The 18,095-nt window shown below is 70.9% G+C and carries 19 protein-coding genes; 11 read left to right on the forward strand and 8 right to left on the reverse strand.

The window, feature by feature from the left end; translation table 11 throughout:
- Positions 1-510: 510 nt before the first annotated feature.
- The gene (locus AB0C21_RS24710; protein ID WP_500207244.1) at positions 511-996 is read left to right on the forward strand and encodes a PraA/PraB family alkane oxidation protein activator; all 486 of its coding nucleotides are present in this window, start codon (positions 511-513) and stop codon (positions 994-996) included.
- A gap of 101 nt (positions 997-1,097) precedes the next feature.
- Here AB0C21_RS24710 and AB0C21_RS24715 read toward each other — a convergent pair whose 3' ends face one another.
- Positions 1,098-3,374: a PA domain-containing protein gene (locus AB0C21_RS24715; protein WP_500207246.1), complete on the reverse strand. Its 2,277-nt coding sequence runs from the start codon at positions 3,372-3,374 to the stop codon at positions 1,098-1,100.
- Positions 3,375-3,502: 128 nt separating this feature from the next.
- Between AB0C21_RS24715 and AB0C21_RS24720 the strand changes: the two genes are divergently transcribed.
- Positions 3,503-4,441: a helix-turn-helix domain-containing protein gene (locus AB0C21_RS24720; RefSeq protein ID WP_500207248.1), complete on the forward strand. Its 939-nt coding sequence runs from the start codon at positions 3,503-3,505 to the stop codon at positions 4,439-4,441.
- A 93-nt stretch (positions 4,442-4,534) separates the two neighbouring features.
- Here AB0C21_RS24720 and AB0C21_RS24725 read toward each other — a convergent pair whose 3' ends face one another.
- The 3 genes from AB0C21_RS24725 to AB0C21_RS24735 all read right to left on the reverse strand — a co-directional run bounded on the left by AB0C21_RS24725 (position 4,535) and on the right by AB0C21_RS24735 (position 6,501).
- On the reverse strand, positions 4,535-5,086 hold the full coding sequence (locus AB0C21_RS24725) for a hypothetical protein (RefSeq protein WP_149264917.1): 552 nt from the start codon (positions 5,084-5,086) through the stop codon (positions 4,535-4,537).
- A gap of 360 nt (positions 5,087-5,446) precedes the next feature.
- The gene (locus tag AB0C21_RS24730) at positions 5,447-5,710 is read right to left on the reverse strand and encodes a DUF397 domain-containing protein (protein ID WP_500207250.1); all 264 of its coding nucleotides are present in this window, start codon (positions 5,708-5,710) and stop codon (positions 5,447-5,449) included.
- A complete protein-coding gene (locus AB0C21_RS24735; RefSeq protein WP_500207251.1) occupies positions 5,707-6,501 on the reverse strand; it encodes a helix-turn-helix domain-containing protein in 795 nt (264 codons plus the stop codon). The genes AB0C21_RS24730 and AB0C21_RS24735 overlap by 4 nt, the downstream gene beginning before the upstream one ends.
- 205 nt (positions 6,502-6,706) lie before the next feature.
- On the opposite strand from AB0C21_RS24735, the gene AB0C21_RS24740 reads away from it, so the two are divergent.
- From AB0C21_RS24740 to AB0C21_RS24770, 7 genes are all read left to right on the forward strand, one after another.
- The gene (locus AB0C21_RS24740) at positions 6,707-6,907 is read left to right on the forward strand and encodes a hypothetical protein (protein ID WP_500207252.1); all 201 of its coding nucleotides are present in this window, start codon (positions 6,707-6,709) and stop codon (positions 6,905-6,907) included.
- Positions 6,908-7,002: 95 nt separating this feature from the next.
- Positions 7,003-7,218 (forward strand): hypothetical protein, encoded by a 216-nt coding sequence (locus tag AB0C21_RS24745; RefSeq protein ID WP_500207254.1) that lies wholly within the window; start codon positions 7,003-7,005, stop codon positions 7,216-7,218.
- Complete coding sequence (locus AB0C21_RS24750; protein WP_500207256.1) at positions 7,215-7,415, forward strand: hypothetical protein; 201 nt, start codon at positions 7,215-7,217, stop codon at positions 7,413-7,415. The genes AB0C21_RS24745 and AB0C21_RS24750 overlap by 4 nt, the downstream gene beginning before the upstream one ends.
- Positions 7,416-7,747: 332 nt before the next feature.
- Positions 7,748-9,004, forward strand: coding sequence for an alpha/beta hydrolase (locus AB0C21_RS24755; RefSeq protein WP_500207258.1), 1,257 nt, complete (start codon positions 7,748-7,750; stop codon positions 9,002-9,004).
- Between the two features lie 31 nt (positions 9,005-9,035).
- Positions 9,036-9,593: a hypothetical protein gene (locus AB0C21_RS24760; protein ID WP_500207260.1), complete on the forward strand. Its 558-nt coding sequence runs from the start codon at positions 9,036-9,038 to the stop codon at positions 9,591-9,593.
- 124 nt (positions 9,594-9,717) lie between these two features.
- Complete coding sequence (locus tag AB0C21_RS24765; protein ID WP_500207262.1) at positions 9,718-10,530, forward strand: VOC family protein; 813 nt, start codon at positions 9,718-9,720, stop codon at positions 10,528-10,530.
- Positions 10,530-11,333 carry a VOC family protein gene (locus AB0C21_RS24770; protein ID WP_500207263.1) on the forward strand — a complete coding sequence of 268 codons (804 nt, stop codon included), beginning with the start codon at positions 10,530-10,532 and terminating at the stop codon, positions 11,331-11,333. Before AB0C21_RS24765 ends, AB0C21_RS24770 begins: the two co-directional genes overlap by 1 nt.
- 30 nt (positions 11,334-11,363) lie before the next feature.
- Here the strand turns inward: AB0C21_RS24770 and AB0C21_RS24775 are convergent, their stop codons facing one another.
- Positions 11,364-12,053, reverse strand: a complete 690-nt coding sequence (locus AB0C21_RS24775; protein ID WP_500207265.1) for a TetR/AcrR family transcriptional regulator — start codon at positions 12,051-12,053, stop codon at positions 11,364-11,366.
- Positions 12,054-12,251: 198 nt separating this feature from the next.
- Between AB0C21_RS24775 and AB0C21_RS24780 the strand changes: the two genes are divergently transcribed.
- A complete protein-coding gene (locus tag AB0C21_RS24780; protein ID WP_500207266.1) occupies positions 12,252-13,313 on the forward strand; it encodes an FUSC family protein in 1,062 nt (353 codons plus the stop codon).
- A gap of 67 nt (positions 13,314-13,380) precedes the next feature.
- Here the strand turns inward: AB0C21_RS24780 and AB0C21_RS24785 are convergent, their stop codons facing one another.
- The gene (locus AB0C21_RS24785) at positions 13,381-14,139 is read right to left on the reverse strand and encodes a DUF1932 domain-containing protein (RefSeq protein ID WP_500207268.1); all 759 of its coding nucleotides are present in this window, start codon (positions 14,137-14,139) and stop codon (positions 13,381-13,383) included.
- A 228-nt stretch (positions 14,140-14,367) separates the two neighbouring features.
- Here AB0C21_RS24785 and fusA point away from each other — a divergent pair, with 228 nt between their 5' ends.
- On the forward strand, positions 14,368-16,419 hold the full coding sequence (gene fusA / locus AB0C21_RS24790; RefSeq protein ID WP_500207270.1) for an elongation factor G: 2,052 nt from the start codon (positions 14,368-14,370) through the stop codon (positions 16,417-16,419).
- A gap of 46 nt (positions 16,420-16,465) precedes the next feature.
- Here fusA and AB0C21_RS24795 read toward each other — a convergent pair whose 3' ends face one another.
- A complete protein-coding gene (locus AB0C21_RS24795) occupies positions 16,466-16,900 on the reverse strand; it encodes a DoxX family protein (protein WP_500207272.1) in 435 nt (144 codons plus the stop codon).
- Positions 16,897-17,850, reverse strand: coding sequence for a hypothetical protein (locus AB0C21_RS24800; RefSeq protein WP_500207274.1), 954 nt, complete (start codon positions 17,848-17,850; stop codon positions 16,897-16,899). Before AB0C21_RS24800 ends, AB0C21_RS24795 begins: the two co-directional genes overlap by 4 nt.
- Positions 17,851-18,095: the final 245 nt, after the last annotated feature.

The raw sequence follows: 18,095 nt of genomic DNA on the forward strand, positions 1-18,095 counted from the left end.
CGACGCGCGACCGGGTTTTCAATGACGATCAGAACGAATGTGAAATTTCACATCCGTCCCGAATTTCCCTCGTACACTCGGTGCCGCACTGCGCTCTGTAACCAGTTCTCGCTGACTTTGCCGCTCCTCTCGCCGTCCCCCGCGGAAGGAAGTGGGGGTGGCGGTGGGGGGCGAGGGAAGTCGCTGGCCAATATGTCTGCATCCTGCATGGATACGGACTTACGGACATGCGAAACACCATTTTATGAACAGGGTAATCTTCAGATAAGGAGAGAGTGTCGTTCGGGGTGTTGACCACTCAACGACCCTTGTCTATGTTCTCTGTTAGAACGCGTTCTACTCCGGTCGGAACCCGTGTCGAGGGTGACGCGGCGGTTCCCCGGCCCGGTCCCTGATTCGCGGCGGCTTCCCCCACCGGCCATGGGCGGAGCCGCGCACGGCTCAGCGGACCTCCCACCCCACCCTTCGGGTGCAGGCGCGACGCCCACCGTTCGAAATGAGGACCCCCCCTTGTCTCGCACCACGAAGACCGCCGCGGTCGCCTCCGCCGCAGCCGCGGCCACCCTCGCCCTCGGCCTGACGGCCGCCCCCGCCCTGGCCGTGACGCCCGGGACGTTCACCGCCAACCTCAACGGCACCATGACGATCAACGCGGGAGTCTCGGCCACCTGCACCAGCTCGACGCTGAAGGGCAGCGTCGCCGCGGACGGCACCACCGCGTCCTACACCTCCGCCAGCGCCGGCGGCTGCGGTGTCACCGTCACCCCCGGGGCCCTGCCCTGGAGCGGCAGCTTCAGCGGCGGCGTCGCCAAGATCAACGGCTTCTCGATGAGCGCGGTCGGCTGCACCTACGGCGGGAACCTGACCGGTACCTACACGGGCACGAACTTCCCGCTCACCGTCAGCTTCACGAACCAGACCGTCAACCGGACGAGCGGCCTCTTCTGCCCGTCGTCGGCCACCGTCACCGCCAAGTACGACTACACCCAGCCGTGACCCGGTGGGGCGGGCCCCGGTCCTGACGTCAACTGAACCCGCCCCCCGCACCGTGACCCCGGCCCTCCCGCCGGGGTCACGGCGCTGGGTCGTACCGCCCGTCAGTGCAGCTCGTAGGCGCGGATCGTCTCCTGCGTGATCGTGTTGCCCCGGCCGTCCTCGGCCTTGACCCGCAGGGACACCATCCCCGTCCCGTGGAGGCCGGCGACGCCGTCGCGCAGCGGAACGTCCGTCCACGTGGCGCCGTCGTCGAACGACGTCTGGAGGGACAGGCGGCGCAGCGGGGCGGCCGAGCCGTCCTGGTGCGCGACCGTCAGCCTCAGCGTCCTGGAGCGGGTCCTGTTCCGCGTGTCGAGCGCCGCGTCGTAACCCACCTGGAGCAGCGGAAGGACGGTGAGGTCGGCCGTTCGCGCGGAACGGAACGTCCAGGACGTCCTGGCCCGCGTGGACGACCGGGCCCAAGGGGCGCCGTTGGCGAAGTCGAATTCGACCCGGTATTCGGCGTCCTCCGGGGTCGTCGCCAGGGTCCCGTTCGCCTTGTGGGCGGTCTGCGCGATCAGGTCGCCGTCCCGGTAGACGCGGAAATCGGTGGTGAAGCCGTTCGGGAAGGAACTGGAGTAGACGTCGGCGAAATTCCGCGCCGCGTCCGCCAGGCCGACGCGGAGCCGGATCAGGTCTCCGGCGCGGACGATCGGCGACTGCGCGCTGATGCCGCCGGTGAGCGGACCCTTGTTCCAGCTGTGCGCTTCACGCTGTCCCGCCCTGTACGAGGACCATTTCGTCTCACTGAGCACGACGTGCGGTGTCTCCGGGCCGGGGAAGGCGTTGTTGTAAGGCTGCTCCGGAGTGATGGCCATTGCGGACCATCGCGTATCCGGATCGGCTGAGACGTACTCCACGCGCGTTCGCGGAGTACCGGTCACCGGGTAGGCGTAGGCGAGGGCGAAGTCCTCCCACGGGCGCTTGCTGTAGCGCGCGGCCGTCATGGCGCCGCCGCCGTGGTAGGCGCTGTCGATCCGCGCCAGCTCACTCGTGCGCGCGACGTAGTCCAGGTTCCTGGAGATTCGCCCCTTCTCCGGGAAGACCAGGTCGTACTGATAGGGGCTGTCCGCGATGCCCTTGGCCGCGACCATCGCCCGCTCCCGCAGGAGGGCCCGTCCCTCCTCATGGGACAGGCGGACGGTCGGAACCCTCAGCAGCCTCCCGTAGTCGCCCGGGTCGTCGTTCACACCGGGCGCGTCGTTGTAGACGGCGACCATCCGTGCCCCCGCCTTTGCGGCCCTTTCGACCTGCTCGGCGACGGGCACGCCGTCCCTGCGCTGGACGAGGGCGAGCCGGCCGCGCAGGTCGGCGCCGGGCCTGTCCCCGTCCCCGACGGGCATGCGGGCGCTGCCGTCGAGCCGCGGGAACTGGTCGGAGGTGTCGCTGAAGTAGGCCGCCGGATAGTACTGGGGATGCAGCACCCGGCTCCCCGCCCGCATCGTGATCGCGGGCGCCTCCAGCCGCCACCGCGTGTAGGCCTCGAACGTCCCGGTGCGGACCCGCTCGGTCGGCTGGAGGAACACCCGCTCCTCCAGCATCGAGCCGTCGCCCAGGTAGACGCCCTCGTCCACGGCCGGCCCGTTCGCGGTGCCGCGCGTCCACATCAGGTGGCTCACCGCCCCCGGGCCGGGCGCGGTGGCGTGCTCGGGCGTGCGGACCGTCACCTCCCGCGCCTTGCGCGCGTCCAGGACGATCTCGGTGTCCCCGGTGATCTCGATCTCCGGGTAGCCGACGAGGCTGTAGTTGAGCGGCTTGCCGGCGTCGGTGCTCGGCGCCCACGACGGCATCGTCTTCACGACGCCCAGGACTGAGTAGGTGCCCGGCGCCAGCCGGATGCAGTTCGAGTCGTTCCAGCGCTCGTCGGTGCAGGGCGCCTCCGGGTCTCCGGGCAGCGGACGGTGCGCGTTGCCGAGCGAGCCGTCCTTCACGTTCAGGAAGCCGACCGTCCCGGGACCGGGCCGCCCGTCCCGCGCGATGCTCTTCACCCGGACGGTCACCAGATCGCCGGACGCCTTCGCCCTCGGCTTCGGCGCGGCGGGCCGCCGCTCGTGCAGCGCCGTCACGTTGTACCGCTCCGGGTCGTCGCCGAGCCGGTCGTCCGGGACGACGTACAGATCGCCTCCGCTGTGCCGGACGGAGAACGCCGGGGCGCGTCCCGGCGCGGGCGTCACGGTCGTGCCGCCCCCCGCTACGTGCACCGTGTCACCGGTGGGCAGCGTGACGTCGAATGCTCCGGCCTCCGCCCGCAACGCGGACGCGGGTCCGGAGTCCGCCGCCGCGGGCGTCGCGAACACCAGCGCGCCGAGGCCCAGGGCCGCCGCGGTCCTCAACCACATGGCCATCCCTCCCAAGAATTGGATCTTGATTGTGAGGTCGGCCGCCTGGAACGATCCAGTGCAGGCGCTGGCGGCTTCCGTCATGGCGGGAACCCGTCAAACGGGCCAGGAACCCGTAGGTTTAGGACGTGTCCGATTTGCCACTCCTGGAGGGACTCGGGGTGAGCGCCGCCGAGGAGGCGGCGTACCGGGCCCTGCTGCGGGAGGGCCCGTCGACCCTCGCCGACCTCGCGGCGCGCCACGGCGCGTCCGTCGCGGCCCTGCGCCGCCTCCTGCCGCGGCTTGAGGACCTCGGGCTCGTCACCCGCCTGGCCGGGCGCCCGCTCCGCCTCCTCGCCACCCCGCCCCATGTCGCGGTCGAGGCCCTCGTCGCCAGCCGCCAGGAGGAGATCGCCCGCAGCCGCGCCGCCATCGGCCCCCTCCTGGCCGAGGCCGCCCCGCACCCGGAGGAGCTCGTCGAGGTCGTCAGCGGCCGGACCGCCGTGGCCCGCCGCTACCTGCAACTCCTGAACGGCGCCCGCGACGAGCTGCTCGTCCTCGTCCAGCCGCCGTTCGCGACCGACGCCGCCGTCTCGAGCGACGAGCAGGAGCGCACCATGCGCCGCGGCATCACGGTGCGCGGAATCTACGGGCCCGAGGCCCTCGACGAGCCCCACGCCCTGGACTACGTCCGCCGCGCCGTCGCGTCCGGCGAGCAGGCCCGCCTCGGCGCCGTCCCCATCAAGCTCGCCGTGGCCGACCGCCGCACCGCCATGCTCCCGCTCACCTCCGAGCACGCCAGCTCGGTCGACAGCTCCCTGATCGTCCACCCGTCCGCCCTGCTGGACGCCCTGGTCTCCCTCTTCGAGGCCCTGTGGCGCTCCGCCCTCCCGCTCCCCGGCGCGGACGCCCCGGACGACGCCGTCCTCGCCCTCCTCGCCGCGGGCCTCACCGACGAGGCCATCGCCCGCCGCCTCTCCATCAGCACCCGCACCGTCCAGCGCCGCGTCCGCGACCTCTGCGACCGCCTCGGCGCCCGCACCCGCTTCCAAGCCGGCGCCCTCTACACCCACCACCTGGACCGCTGACAGAAAAAAGGCCTCCGGCGGCCGGGGTGCGCTCACCCCGGCCGCCGAAGGCTTCATGCGCCCCTAGTGGGGCGATGCTGCGGTGTGGTCGGCTCAGCCGCCGGCCTGCCAGCGGTAGCGGCCGTTGTAGTAGCCGCGGATGTTGACGTACGGCTTGTAGGTCTTGCCGTTGCCCGTGTAGTAGAACGCGCCCTGGGCGTAGGACGTCGCGTAACTCCAGTTGCCGGCGTGGGTGGCCTTCGCCCGGACCCAGCCGCGCCACCTCCACTTGGTCTTGTTGTAGGTGTAGGCCTTGAAGTTGGCCCGGTAGGAGTTGACGTGGCGGCCGTCCCAGCACCAGGTGAGCCGGTTGGTCACCGCGATGATCCAGCGGCCGTTGGACGCCTTCCGGCCGCGGGTGCGCTGGTAGTACCCGCAGCGCTGGGCCGCCTGGATGGAGGCGGTCTCCTTGGCGGTCATCGGCTTGCCCGCGGCCCGGGCCTCGGCGATGAGGTCCTTCTTGGACAGCGCGCCCTGGCTGGTCGTGGTCACCTCCTTGCCCAGCTTGTCGGACGGCTTGGTCTGCGCCTGCGCGGCCGGGCCGACGGCCAGGAACCCGGCGGCCAGGGCGCCGGAGAGGACGGTCACGGTTGCGACACGCCGCATGTAAATCCTCCATGCCTCGAAATGGGGGGAGCGCGCGAGACACCGCGCCCGGCAAGGGGCTGCCGGTGCCGTCGCGCCTTTCTCGGCTTTTGTGATGCACGTGGCGACTGATCGGTTCCGTGCCGATCCCGACCGTTTCGGAACTTCCCCCGCCGCCCCCTGTCACCAACGGCATGACCCCCCGCCCACATGCCAATGCCCCAGTTGGCAGGCACGGCGACCGGTAACCGCCCGTCGCGACGTGACCACAAGCGGACGAACGCGCCAACGATCCGAACCTCGACGCCCCGCCGTGCATGCCGACAGACGAACGAGCCCCCGGCACGGTCGGAACCGAGGGCTCGTGGCGAGGCGGGGTCGTCAGGCCAGGTCGTGCTTGCTGCCCTTGACGGACCGGGTGAACGCGGCCCAGGCGGCGACGCTGAACGTCAACTTCGGCCCCTCAGGATCCTTGGAGTCCCGCACCCCGACCACAGGCGACAGGTCCGCCACCTCAACGCAGTCACCGCCTTGATGGTCGCTGTGGCTGCTCTTACGCCAGAGGCTCGCCACCTCGACGCACTCACCGCCCTCGTGAGCGCTACGGCTGCCCTTGCGCCATTGGACGTTCTGCCGGTTGTTCATAGGCTCTCCAACGCGGTTCGGATCACGGCTTGCGACTCCTTGAGGGGGAGCGCGTTGCTTCGGAGCATCTCCCAGCGTAGAGCGAATCCCGCAACTTTGTCGGGCTGTTCGATGAGTGTGCCGACTCCGGCTGATTCCGAATATGCAAGGTCGGTGCCATCGATGCCGAGGATTGTGAAGCTTCCGCCCAGGCCAGCGTGGTAGCCGACGTTCTGTGGGACGACATTGAGTCTGATGTTTGGGTGCTCCTCAAGTTCGAGAAGAAACTTGAGTTGCCCTCTCATTACCTCCCGTCCTCCGACCATGCGATACAGCACAGTCTCATCCAGGGTGAAGCATGCAAAGGGGGGAGGCTCTCGCAGGAGCACGGCTTGTCGCGCGAGACGTTGCTCTACCAGTTCCTCCGTGCCCATGGCTCTATCAGCTCCCAGGACAGCACGAGCGTATTCCTCGTTCTGGAAGAGTCCGTTCACGAGGAGGGCCGAGAATATGCGGATGGAGGACGCTTTCTTCTCTCGTTCGGCGTACTCGGGAAATCCTGGAGGGAGAGAGGTCTGGAGTTCGACGTCGTTGATGAGCGTCGATAGACGATGGAAGTGGCCGTCCGTCTCGAAGTAGGTGTCGAGGTCGTGAGCGCTCTGCTCTGAGATCTTGCGCCCGCTCTCCATGGTGCTGATCCACTGCGGGGTGCAACCAAGTGCGTCAGCCAGTTGCTTGCCCGTCAGCCCAGCTTTCTCACGCAGTCGACGGAGTTCGGTGCCGAAGAAGATGCGGGCGCGATTGTCGCTCATGAGAAGCCTCCGGGGGGTTAATCGGGGGGTGGGGTTGAGTTGATCTCAGTTGGAGTTGAGCGGGGGTGCTGCGGGGTCACTACCGCACTTTTACCTGCCCTGTGAGTCTGGTCGCAAGTGTTTTCGACGCGAAAACGGGCGGGGAGGTTTCGAGATGTCCAGGTCGTCGGAATCGAATGGCTTTGCGGCTGGGTTAATACCCTTAATGTCTGATTGGTGTCCCGAATTCTCGCGGGACGGGCTGGTCGCGCGGCGGCACGCCAAGCTGACCCCCTACCAGCTCCTGAACGGATGCATAGGGGAGGTCCAAGCGCGGGACGAGGGCGAACTGTGGTTGCTCTGCGACGCCCAGACGCGCCTATTGGAGCGAATCGCGCTCGCGGAGTTGCTGCGGGGGCAACCGTGAACGCTCCAGAGCACGAGTCACCGGCCGTCGAGTCGTACGTGCGTCTGCAAGTCCTGGGGATGCATCTCAGGGCGCACGGGTTCACGGTCCACCACGTGGCCGGAGGTCTGGTCGTCCGCAACATGACGTCCACCGGGCGAGGCGGCTGCGGAGCCAGGGGAGCGTCCGGCGACACGATCACCTGCCGGACGCGCGGCGAGGACGAGGACCGCTACTGGTACTTCACGTCCTGGCGGCAGCCCATCGCCGAGTGCGAGCGCATCACCGACGCCCTGGTGTTCATCAAGGGCTACCTGGGAGCCCCGGGATGAGGCGCGCCGAGGACCGGGCCCGGCGGAACGAGACGGCCGCCTACCTCGCCGCGCTGAGACGCGAGTTCCCTGCGTTCGGCATCGTCGCCGACCCGGAGCGGCCCATCTGGATGGCGGTGAGGGGCGACGACCTGTTCATCCGGGCCACCGATGGCCACGTCCTCCGGCAGAGACTCCTGGAGATAGCCGGCCGCTGAGCCTCCGCTCGGGTGCCGTCCGGCCCGGCGCTGCGCGTCCATTTTTCGGAACTGCACCGCAAGGTGTACCGGACGCGAAATATCCTCTGCGAGGAGACGCACATCACGTGGAGTCGCGTGGAGGTCGATCCGTACCGGGTTCCGGGCTTCGAGTTACGGCGCGCTCAGGCCATCTGGCCTGGGAAGTCGGGCGGGGTTCGTAGCGCAGCGTCACGGATCATCTCGCCTTTATTGCATTCGCTGCCAATACTTGCGGCTGTGACGGCGGGGACAGTAGTTTCGTCGGGCGAGCGGAGCGTCGGGCCGGGCGTGGCCCGAGCGGCTGGGGAGTCATGAAGAAGCGTACCGACAGGAAGATCGCCATCGCGGGCACCGCGGCGGCGGCCGTACTGCTGCCCACCGTCATGGTCGGCCTCGCGCAGGCCGGCGTGGGGGTTCCGAAGAGCAGGTCGGAGGCCAGCGGGAACTCCAAGCCGATCCCCTCGTTCGGCCCCCCGACGCAGCCCGCGGTCACCGACGGGACGACGAGCGCGTCCCCGAAGAAGTCGCCGGGCACGTCGAAGCTGCCGAGCTTCCCGCTGAACCGCAACCCGTTCGGTACCGGCGGGACGTCGCCGAGCCCCAACGACCCCGACAGCAACAGCGGCAACCACGGCAAGAAGCCGCAGATGCCGTCCGGTGCCACGTCGGGCAAGTACGCCAAGGCGCCCGACGGGGCCGCCATCACGGGCGTGACGAAGATCAACTCGCGGATCTTCGACGTCTCGATCGCCTCCCCGGCGCTGGGCGCCGAGGTGAAGACCCGCGTCATGGTCCCGAAGGGCTGGAAGGCCGGCGCCACCAAGACGTGGCCGGTCGTGTACGCCTACCACGGCGGCAACAACAACTACACGTCCTGGACCAAGGACTCCAACATCGAGCAGATCATCGGTCCGTACGACGCGATGGTCGTGATGCCCGAGGGCGGCTGGAACGGGTCCTACACCAACTGGTACAACGGCGGGAAGGGCGGCATCCCCGAGTGGGAGACGTTCCACATCGGCGAGGTCATCCCGCTGATGGAGCGCAACTTCCACGCCGGGTCGATGCGCGCCGCGATCGGCCTGTCGTCCGGCGGGCAGGGCGCCATCACCTACGCCGAGCGGCACCGCATGTTCAAGTACGCCGCCTCCTACAGCGGCGCCCTCAACATCACCGCGCCCGGCATGCCGGTCATCCTGACGTCCATGAACCGCGACGCGGGCACCGCCATCTGGGGCGACCCGATCACCGCGCGGGCGAACTGGCGGGCGCACGACGCGACCGTCATGGTGTCCAAGCTGAAGGGCATCGGCGTCTACGTCTCGTCCGGCAACGGGCAGCCCGGCCCCTACGACAACCCCGACACGCCGCCCCACGACGCGGGGCGGATCGGCGAGCAGCTCGCCGGCACGATGAACGACAACTTCGTCGCCGCCGCGCAGAAGGCGGGCGTGCCGGTCACCTCCCACCTGTACGGGCCCGGCATGCACAACTGGAAGTACTGGCGCATCGAGCTGGCGCGCAGCTGGCCGACCATCGCCAAGTCCATCGGCGCCCGCAAGTCCTGACCGCCTGCCCGGCGGTCCGGGGAGCCGCGCCGTGAAGGGGTTCGCCCGGCGGGAGTTCCAGCTCGTCCTGCTGCGCCGGATGGCCGACTACCAGCCGGGCCTGGTCGAGGACGCGATGCGCTCGCTCGGCGCGTCCCGCACCGAGATGCGCGAAGTCAACGCCAGATGGCAGCGGATCCTGCGGTCCCGGACGTTCCCGCGCGGCCGCCGCCGCTACGAGGCCGTCCTCGGCCCGCCCGCCGCCGTCGAGGAGCGCCCGATCGGCGACGTCGCCTGCGAGGTGGCGTGGTGGCCGCCGCTCGCCCTGTGGCCCGGCCTCCGCTTCGAGATCATGATGGGCCCGGACGGCACCGTCATGCAGGAGTGGCTCGTCCGGGACGACGGCGTCCCCGTCCCGCCGCTGGAGACCCTCGACGACCTCGTCCCCTGGTCCTGCGTCGTCGGGGACGTGGACGAGCGCTTCGGCGCGGTCGCGCACCAGGACGGCGAGGTCCCGAGCCGCTGGCACGCGACCATCGCGGGTCCGGACGGCACCGCCTACGTGGCGCACTTCGTCTGGGGACTGCTCCAGACCGTCGAGAGCATCTGAAGCCGTGCCGAGCGCTGGGCGATTCGCGAACATTGTGGTTACTTGAACCTTTTTGTCCCTGGGGGTTGCCCATCCGTCCCTAGCGTGGGGGCATGCGTGCTTCGAAGGGATTGCTATGCCTGAGGTGACCGCATACGCCCCCGGATTCCCCACCTGGGCCGAGCTGGCCACCCCGGACGTCGGCGCGTCCCGGCGGTTCTACTGCGAGCTGTTCGGCTGGTACCTCTACACGCTGACCGGTTCCCTCGCCGACTACCACGTCTTCACCCTCGGCGACGTCCAGGGTCCGGAGGTCGCCGGGATGCACCAGCTCGCGGACGACACGATGGCCCCGGAGTGGACGTGCTACTTCCGGACCGACGACATCCAGGCCACCCTCGAGACCGTGCGCGCCATGGGCGGGCACGAGCTGAGCGAGCCCACCGACATGGCCAACCTCGGGCGGATGGCCCACTGCGCCGACCCCGAGGGCGCCGACTTCGCCCTCTGGGCCCCGTACGACTTCGAGGGCGCGGGCGTCAGGGACGAGCCGTCCGCGATGTGCTGGACGGAGCTGGCGAGCCGCGACATCGAGGGCGCCCGCCGCTTCTACGGGGAGGTCTTCGACTGGAAGGCCGTCGACCGCTCCTACTACGCGCCCGAGTACACCAACTGGAAGGTCGGCGACTGGTCCGTGGCGGGCATGGTGCCGCTGGAGGAGTGGTGGCCGGCCGACTTCGACCCCCACTGGATCCCCTACTTCTGGGTCTCCGACTGCGACGCCACCGCCGCGCGGGCGGCCGAGCTGGGGGCGGTCGTCCACGTGCCGCCGATCGACATCAAGCCCGGGCGCTTCGCCGTCATGACCGACCCGTGCGGGGCGCGCCTGGCCGTCCTCACCCCGGTGGCCGGCTCGCGCAGCGAGCCGCACGGGTCAGGCGATGCTGAGGTGATCTGATGCCCGAGACGAACGGGATCGCCCCCGGCTCCCCGTCGTGGGCCGAGCTCGCGAGCCCGAACCCGGAGGTGTCCAGGCGGTTCTACCGGGGGCTGTTCGGCTGGTACTCCTACACGCTGACCACCGACATCGGCGACTACGAGATCTTCACACTGGGCGACGTGCAGGGCCCCGAGACCGCCGGTATGCAGACGCTCCTGGACGAGTCCGAGCGCGGATCGTGGACGTGCTACTTCCGCAGCGACGACATCGAGGCCACCGTCGCCGCCGTGCGCGACGCGGGGGGCCTGGAGGTGGTGGAGCCCACCCAGGTCGCCGATCTCGGGCGGATGGCCGTGTGCTCCGACCCCGAGGGCGCCGACTTCGCCCTGTGGACGCCCCACCACCTCAAGGGCGCGGGGGTCCTGGACGAGCCGTCCGCGATGTGCTGGATGGAACTGGCCTGCCACGACCCCGAGGGCGCCCAGCGCTTCTACGGGGAGGTCTTCGGCTGGAGGGCCGTCGAGCGCGACTACTACGACTCCCCTTACACGCAGTGGAAGGTCGGGGAGTCGGCGGTGGCGGGCATGGTCTCGATCGACGAGCAGTGGCCGTCCGACCGCCCCGCGCGCTGGATCCCGTACTTCTGCGTCTCCGACTGCGACGCGTCCGCGGCCAGGGCCGCCGGACTGGGCGCCCGCGTCCACATCCCGCCGACCGACATCAAGGTCGGCCGCTTCGCCATCCTCAGCGACCCGACCGGCGCCTGCGTCGCCCTCTTCGCGCCCACGGTGGACTTCCAGTTCGAACGCCTGCGCCCCTGACGGCCGCCGGCCCCTGACACCGGGGCGCGGTCAGCGGCCGAGAGGCTCGGGACCGGGGGAGTCTGGCGCGGGCAGGGCTTCGCCGGAGTGGAGGCGGCCCAGAAGCATCAGGACGAGTTCGTCGATGACCTCGTCGAGGGTGGCGTCGACCCAGCCGGCGCTCCAGTCGTGCAGGAGGCCGTTGATGCTGCCGATGAAGGCGGTCGCGGCGATCCGGTAGTCCCGGTCGGCGATCTCGCCGCGCTCGGCCGCGGCGGCCGCCTCGGCGCAGATGAAGTCGACCCAGCGGGCGCGGCGGGTCAGCCGCTGGCGGTCCATCCGGGGGCTGACCCCGATGATCTCCACGAACGCGATCCGGATGCGGGCCCGGTCGCCGGTGATGGCGGCGGCGTAGGCGCGGAACAGGTGGGCCGTGCGCTCGGCGAGCCGGAGCCCCTCCACGGACGGCAGCGCGGCGACCACCTCCCGCTCGGCCGCGTCGTTGACCTCCAGGTGCAGTTCGGCGAGGAGGTCCTCCAGCGTGCTGAACTCCTCGTAGAACTGGCGGGTGGACAGCCCGGCCGCCTCGCTGAGCGCCGCCACCGTGGTGCCGCGGTAGCCGGGGCCGCGGCCGAACATCTCCAGCCCCGCGTCGAGGAACCGGCGGCGCCGCTCCGCGCGCCGCTCGGCCGCCGTCCGGCCGCCGTACCTGCCGGTCGGTGTCGCGCGCCTGCCCGCCACGTGGCTCCCTCCGTCCGTTCGGACCGCATTTTCCCGCAATCCAGTCTTGTGTCACACATCACCCCCCTGTCGTCTCGCTCACCGGGACGGCCGGGGGCCGGCGGCGCGCCCGCCGTGCCTTCCGCTTCGGCCGTGATTCGACGTGCGGATGGCGGGAACCGCGACTTGGTGCGATTTGGAGGGATTCGAGGGCATCTGATGCCCTTCGCGGGGCGCCGGTACTGGAGCGAGCGGGCGAAGCTGACCCTCAAGGCCGTCCTCGCGGCGGTCGTCGCCTGGGTCATCGCGAAGTACGGGATCGGCCAGTCGCAACCGTACTTCGCGCCCCTGGCCGCGCTGCTCGGGGTGTACCCGACGGTCGTGCGGTCCGTGCGGGAGAGCCTGGCGTACGGGGGCGGGTTCGTGATCGGCGCGGCGCTCGCGATCCCCGTCGGGCTGCTCGTCGGGCCGAACATCGCGGGCATCGCCCTCGTCCTCGTCCTCGCCATGATGGCGTCGGGATGGCGGCGGCTCGGCGCGCAGTCGTCGCAGGTCCCGTTCACGGCGCTGTTCGTGCTGCTCCTGGGCGGGCACGAGGTCGTCTCCTACACGCTGCCGCGCCTCGCCGACGTGGCGACCGGGCTCGTGGTGGGCCTCGGCATGAACGCGGTGGTCTTCCCGCCGCTGTACCTGCGCCGCGGCGAGTACGCCGTCCGCGAGCTGCGGGAGGCCCTCGCGGACGCCCTCGGGACCCTCGCCGAGGAGGTCGTCGAGCCCGCCGAGTGGCGCTCGCTGTGGGAGGAGCGCGAGTCGCGGCTGGCGAACGTGCAGGAGCAGGCGCGGTACGCGGTGGACCAGGGCGCGGCGAGCCTGCGCGCCAACCCGCGCGCGAAGCTGCTCGGCTACCGGGTGCGCTGGCGCGACGTCCCCGGGCAGTGGGCGGCGCCGCAGCTGATGACGACGCTCGACCACGCGACCGCCTACACCCGGTCGATCGCCGCGACGCTGCGCCAGCTGGGGGACGCCGACGACGAGCTGGTCCCCGGCTCGAAGTTCCGGCGCCTGTACGCGGAGGCGCTCCGCACGCTCGGCGACCTCGTCTGGGAGCTCCCCGAGATGCCGGACGAGGCGGTGCTCGCGGAGGCCGACGACAAGCTGCGCGAGCTGGAGCGGCCCTACCTCGGCTCGCGGACCGACGCCCCCGGCCTCTGGGACCCGCAGAAGGAGCTGCTGCGGCTCAGCCGCCTGCTGCTCGACGACCTCCGCGCCCGCCGCCCCTAGCAACCGGCGCCCCTGGGGCCTCGGCGCCCGCGCCCTCCCGGCGACGCGGCGGACCCGCACGCGCCGGTCACCCGGACAGGCGGCGGAGCAGGTCGCGGCTCGCGGCGGCCATCGCCGGCGGGACGTCCAGCTCGTCCAGCATGGCCGCGGCGGCGTCCATCTCGGCGGCGCGGCGGGCGGCGTGCCGGTACGTCCCGGAGACGAGCCGGTCCACGGTGCCCTCGCCAGCCGCCGCCAGCTCCGCGACGATGTTCGCGCGCAGCCAGTCCTCGCAGCCCGCCGCCCGCGCGGCCTCCAGCGCCTCCACCACCGACCCGGCCAGCCCCTTGAAGAACACGCTGCGCAGCAGCTTGCGCCCGGCCGCCGCGCCAGCCTCCGCGTCCATCACCTCGATTCCGGCGCCGAGCGGGGTGAGGACGGCGGCCACGTCCCCGGCGCCCTCCGCGCAGGCCAGCATCGGCGTGCGCAGCCCGCGGCCCGGCACCGGCGCCATGATCGCCACGTCGGCGAACCGGACGCCGCCGCGCCGCGCGAGCGCGTCCAGCTCCCGCTTCAGGCCGGGCGACCCGGTGTTCAGGTCGGCCCACACGGCGTCGCGCGCGGCGCCGATCCCCGCCTTGAGCGCCGGGACCGCGTCGTGCGCGCTGTTGACGCTCAGCACGAGGCCGGCCCCGGCGGCGGCGTCGGCCTCGCTCCCGGCCTGGACGACCCCGCCGGACGCCGGGACGGCCGGGTCGTAGCCGCGCACCACCGCCCCCGCCGCCACGAGGTCGCGCGCGATCGCGCCGCCCGCCTCACCGAGCCCGAGCACGGCGATCACCGTCATGCGCCCACCTCCGCGTCCGGGAGCCGAGCGGGTCCCGTAAGCCGCCACCCTAGTTGGCGCGGAAATTGGCGACAATCCCGGATTGTCCGTGAGTGCCGTGGCGGCCGCGCGCCCCTCCGGCCGGAAAACCCTTCGCGCCCGCGCTCCCGCGGCGGTTACGGTCGGCAGGCCGCGCGGCACGATCTTGTCCGGCGGCGGTCGTCATCAGAGAGGACAGGAGGATTCCCGATGACAATCACAGCCCTTGCTCTCACCAAGGTCCGCAACATCGGGATCATGGCGCACATCGACGCCGGCAAGACGACGACCGCCGAGCGGATCCTCTTCTACACCGGTGTGTCGCACCGGATCGGCGAGGTGCACGACGGCAACACCGCGCTGGACTTCACCAAACAGGAGCGCGACCGGGGCATCACCATCACGTCCGCGGCGACGACCTGCCGCTGGACCGTCGAGGACGCCTCGGGCGCCGCCGGCGCCGAGCACACGATCAACCTGATCGACACGCCGGGCCACGTCGACTTCACGATCGAGGTCGAACGGTGCCTGCGCGTGCTCGACGGCGCCGTGGCAGTGTTCGACGGCGTCGCGGGCGTCGAGCCCCAGTCGGAGACGGTGTGGCGCCAGGCCGACCGCTACGGCGTGCCGCGCATCTGCTTCGTCAACAAGCTCGACCGCGCCGGCGCCGACTTCGCGCGCTGCGTGGACATGATCCGTGAGCGGCTCGGCGCAGTCCCGCTGGTCGTCCAGCTGCCGATCGGCGCCGAGGCCGGGTTCGCGGGCATCGTCGACCTCGTCTCCGGGCGGGCGCACGTCTGGCCGGAGGGCCGGCACGCCGTCGTGGACGTCCCGTCCGGCATGGCCGAGGAAGTCCGGCGATGGCGCGGCAGGCTCGTCGAGACGGTCGCCGAGCGCGACGAGGAGGTCATGGAGCTGTACGTGGGCGGGACGGAGCCTTCGCCGGAGCAGCTGCACGCGGCGATCCGCCGTCTCACGGTCACCTCCGCGGCCACCCCGGTGCTGTGCGGCAGCGCGTTCCGGAACAAGGGCGTCGAGCCCCTCCTGGACGCGGTGGTGCGGTACCTGCCGTCGCCGCTCGACGTCGCGCCGCCGGAGATCGGGGACGCGCTGGCGGAGACCCCGCTCTCCGCGCTCGCGTTCAAGATCATGAGTGCGCGGCATCTGGGCCGGCTCACCTTCGTCCGGATCTACACCGGACGGCTGGTGGCGGGCGCGAGCGTGCTCAACAGCGTGAAGGAGCGCAAGGAGCGCATCGGCAAGATCTACCGCATGCACGCCGACAGGCGCGAGGAGATCGCGTCGGCGGGCGCGGGCGACATCGTCGCGGTGATGGGGCTGAAGCACACCACCACCGGCGAGACTCTCTGCGACGACGCGCGCCCGGTGGTCCTGGAGTCCATGGACTTCCCGGCCCCGGTCATCGAGGTCGCGATCGAGCCGCGGTCCAAGGCCGACCGGGAGAAGCTGAGCGCCGCCATCCAGCGGCTCTCGGAGGAGGACCCGTCGTTCCAGGTCCACGAGGAGGAGGGGCAGACCGTGATCGGCGGCATGGGCGAGCTCCACCTGGAGATCCTCATCGACCGCATGAAGGAGGAGTTCCACGTCGAGGCGGGCGTCGGCAGGCCGCGCGTGGCCTACCGCGAGACGATCCGCACGGCGGTGGAGCGGGTCGACCTCACCCACCGCAAGCAGACGGGAGGCAAGGGCCAGTACGCGAAGGTGCAGATCTCCGTCGAGCCCATCGAGGACGGGTACGAGTTCGTCAACCGGGTCACCGGCGGGCGGATCCCGAAGGAGTTCATCCCGTCGGTGGACGCGGGCTGCCAGGAGGCGATGAGCTCCGGCGTCCTCGCCGGGTACGAGCTGACGGGCGTGCGGGTCACGCTGCTGGACGGCGACTACCATCCCGTCGACTCGTCCGAGCTCGCCTTCAAGATCGCCGGTTCGCTGGCGTTCGGGGAGGCGGTCCGGCGCGCGTCCCCGGTGCTGCTCGAACCGGTGATGACCGTGGAGGTCACCTTCCCCGAGGAGCACCTGGGCGCGGTGATCGGCGACCTCAACGCCCGCCGCGGCCGGATCGAGGGGACGGGGGAGCGCGCCGGCGCCCGGATCGTGCAGGCCCTCGTCCCGCTGTCGGAGATGTTCGGCTACGTCGGGGATCTGCGCGGCATGACGTCGGGCCGCGGCGTGTTCACCATGCGGTTCGCCTCCTACGCGGAGGTCCCCGCCGCGGTCGCCCGGACCCTGGTCTCGGGCTGACGTGAAGGGGGCCCGGCTCGCGCCGGGCCCCCTTTCCCGCGCGGGGTCAGGAGCGGGACGGGACCGCCGCCGGTTCGCGGCGGCGGTTCGCCAGCACCGCGTCCAGCGCCCAGGCGCCCGGCCCGAGCACCGCGATCAGCAGGAACGCCCAGCAGAACATCGCCGCGCTCTCGCCGCCGTTGCGCAGCGGCAGCAGCGCGTGCGGCTGGTGGACGGTGAAGTACGCGTACGCCATCGAACCGGACGCGAGGACGGCCGCGGGCCGGGTGAGCAGCCCGGCCAGCACCAGCGCGCCGCAGACGAGCTGGATGAGCGCGGCCCACCAGCCCGGCCAGGCGGCGAACTCGACGGCGTGGCCGCTGCCCCGGTTGCCGCCGAGCACCCCGAACAGCGACGCCGCGCCGTGGCACAGGAACAGCAGGCCCACGACGGCGCGGAACAGCGCGAGCACCGGTTCGGCCAGTCGGTCCACGGGGATCATCCTTCGGTCACCCAGCCGTGCATGATCCCCATGACGTCCGAGAAGCCCTCGTCGGACGCCTTGTAGGACGCGGTGATCTTCAGGGTGTCGCCGAAGTTGATCCGGCCGATGGGGGAGCCGCTGCAGGACGGCATGTTCGACACCTCGGTCATGCCGTGGTGGTCGATGAACTCCGGCGTGCCGCCCTCCTCCGCCTCGCTGCGGCAGAACAGGCGCCCGGTCGTGACGTCCTCGGTCTGCACGGCGACGCCGCCGTGGTGCAGGTGCCCGCGGATGTGCACGAGGTCCCCCGACACGGTGGAGCGCCACGTCCTGGACTTCTCGCTCTGCTGCCCGGCCGGGACGTCCCAGGTGGAGTCGAGGCAGCCGCCCGCGTCCAGCCACAGCGGGATCACCGGCCTGATGTGCGAACCGAGCACCGGCTGGTAGGTGAAGGTGAACTGGACGTAGACGGTCTTCTCCTCGTGCGCGTGGTTCATCAGGTCGGCGAGGAGCGTCCAGCGGTCGAGCGGGGCCATCCGGAACCCGTAGCCGGCGGGGAAGACGCTCTCCATACGCTCGTTGCCGGACGCGAGGACGCGCCGCGACCCGCCGCAGACGGTGTCCCACGCCGCCGAATTGAAGATGACCGCGTGGTGCAGCATCGGCCCGGTGTTGATGTTGGCGTTGCTTCCGTCGGCGTAGACGAGATTCGGCTTGAACCCCGTGACGAAGCAGCTCTCGCACGGCTTCGCCACGTCCACGGCGATCTGGTTCGGCAGTTCGCCGTGCTCGCCGTTCGCCGCTTTGGGAATGGTGTAGGGGCCGTACCGGAGGGTGACGGTCTGGGCCTGCGCGACCGGCTCGGCCGGCGCGGCCTGCGCGGCGGCGGGCTGCATTGCGGCGGGCAGCACGGCGCCGGTGAGCAGCGCGAACGCGCCGAGAAGCGCGAGCAGCGTTCTTCGGGACAAGGGGGGTCCTCCTTGGGGAGCCGCGCCGAGCGGGAACTTCGGCGCACTTTTCTGCATGCGGCGGCCGATCGGTGAGGAAAGAGATTCCGCGTCCTTGCGGGAAAGGCCGTCCGCGACGCCCACACAGTGAACTCCGCCACAGGTGAAGTCAATTGTGCCGGGACACAACCGCGACGGCCGGCGTGATGAGCTGTGATTTCGCCGGGCGGCCGGAATGGAGACCGGCGATTTCGCCGATACCCTTG

This window comes from Spirillospora sp. NPDC049024 (assembly GCF_040649235.1).
GTDB lineage: Bacteria > Actinomycetota > Actinomycetes > Streptosporangiales > Streptosporangiaceae > Spirillospora.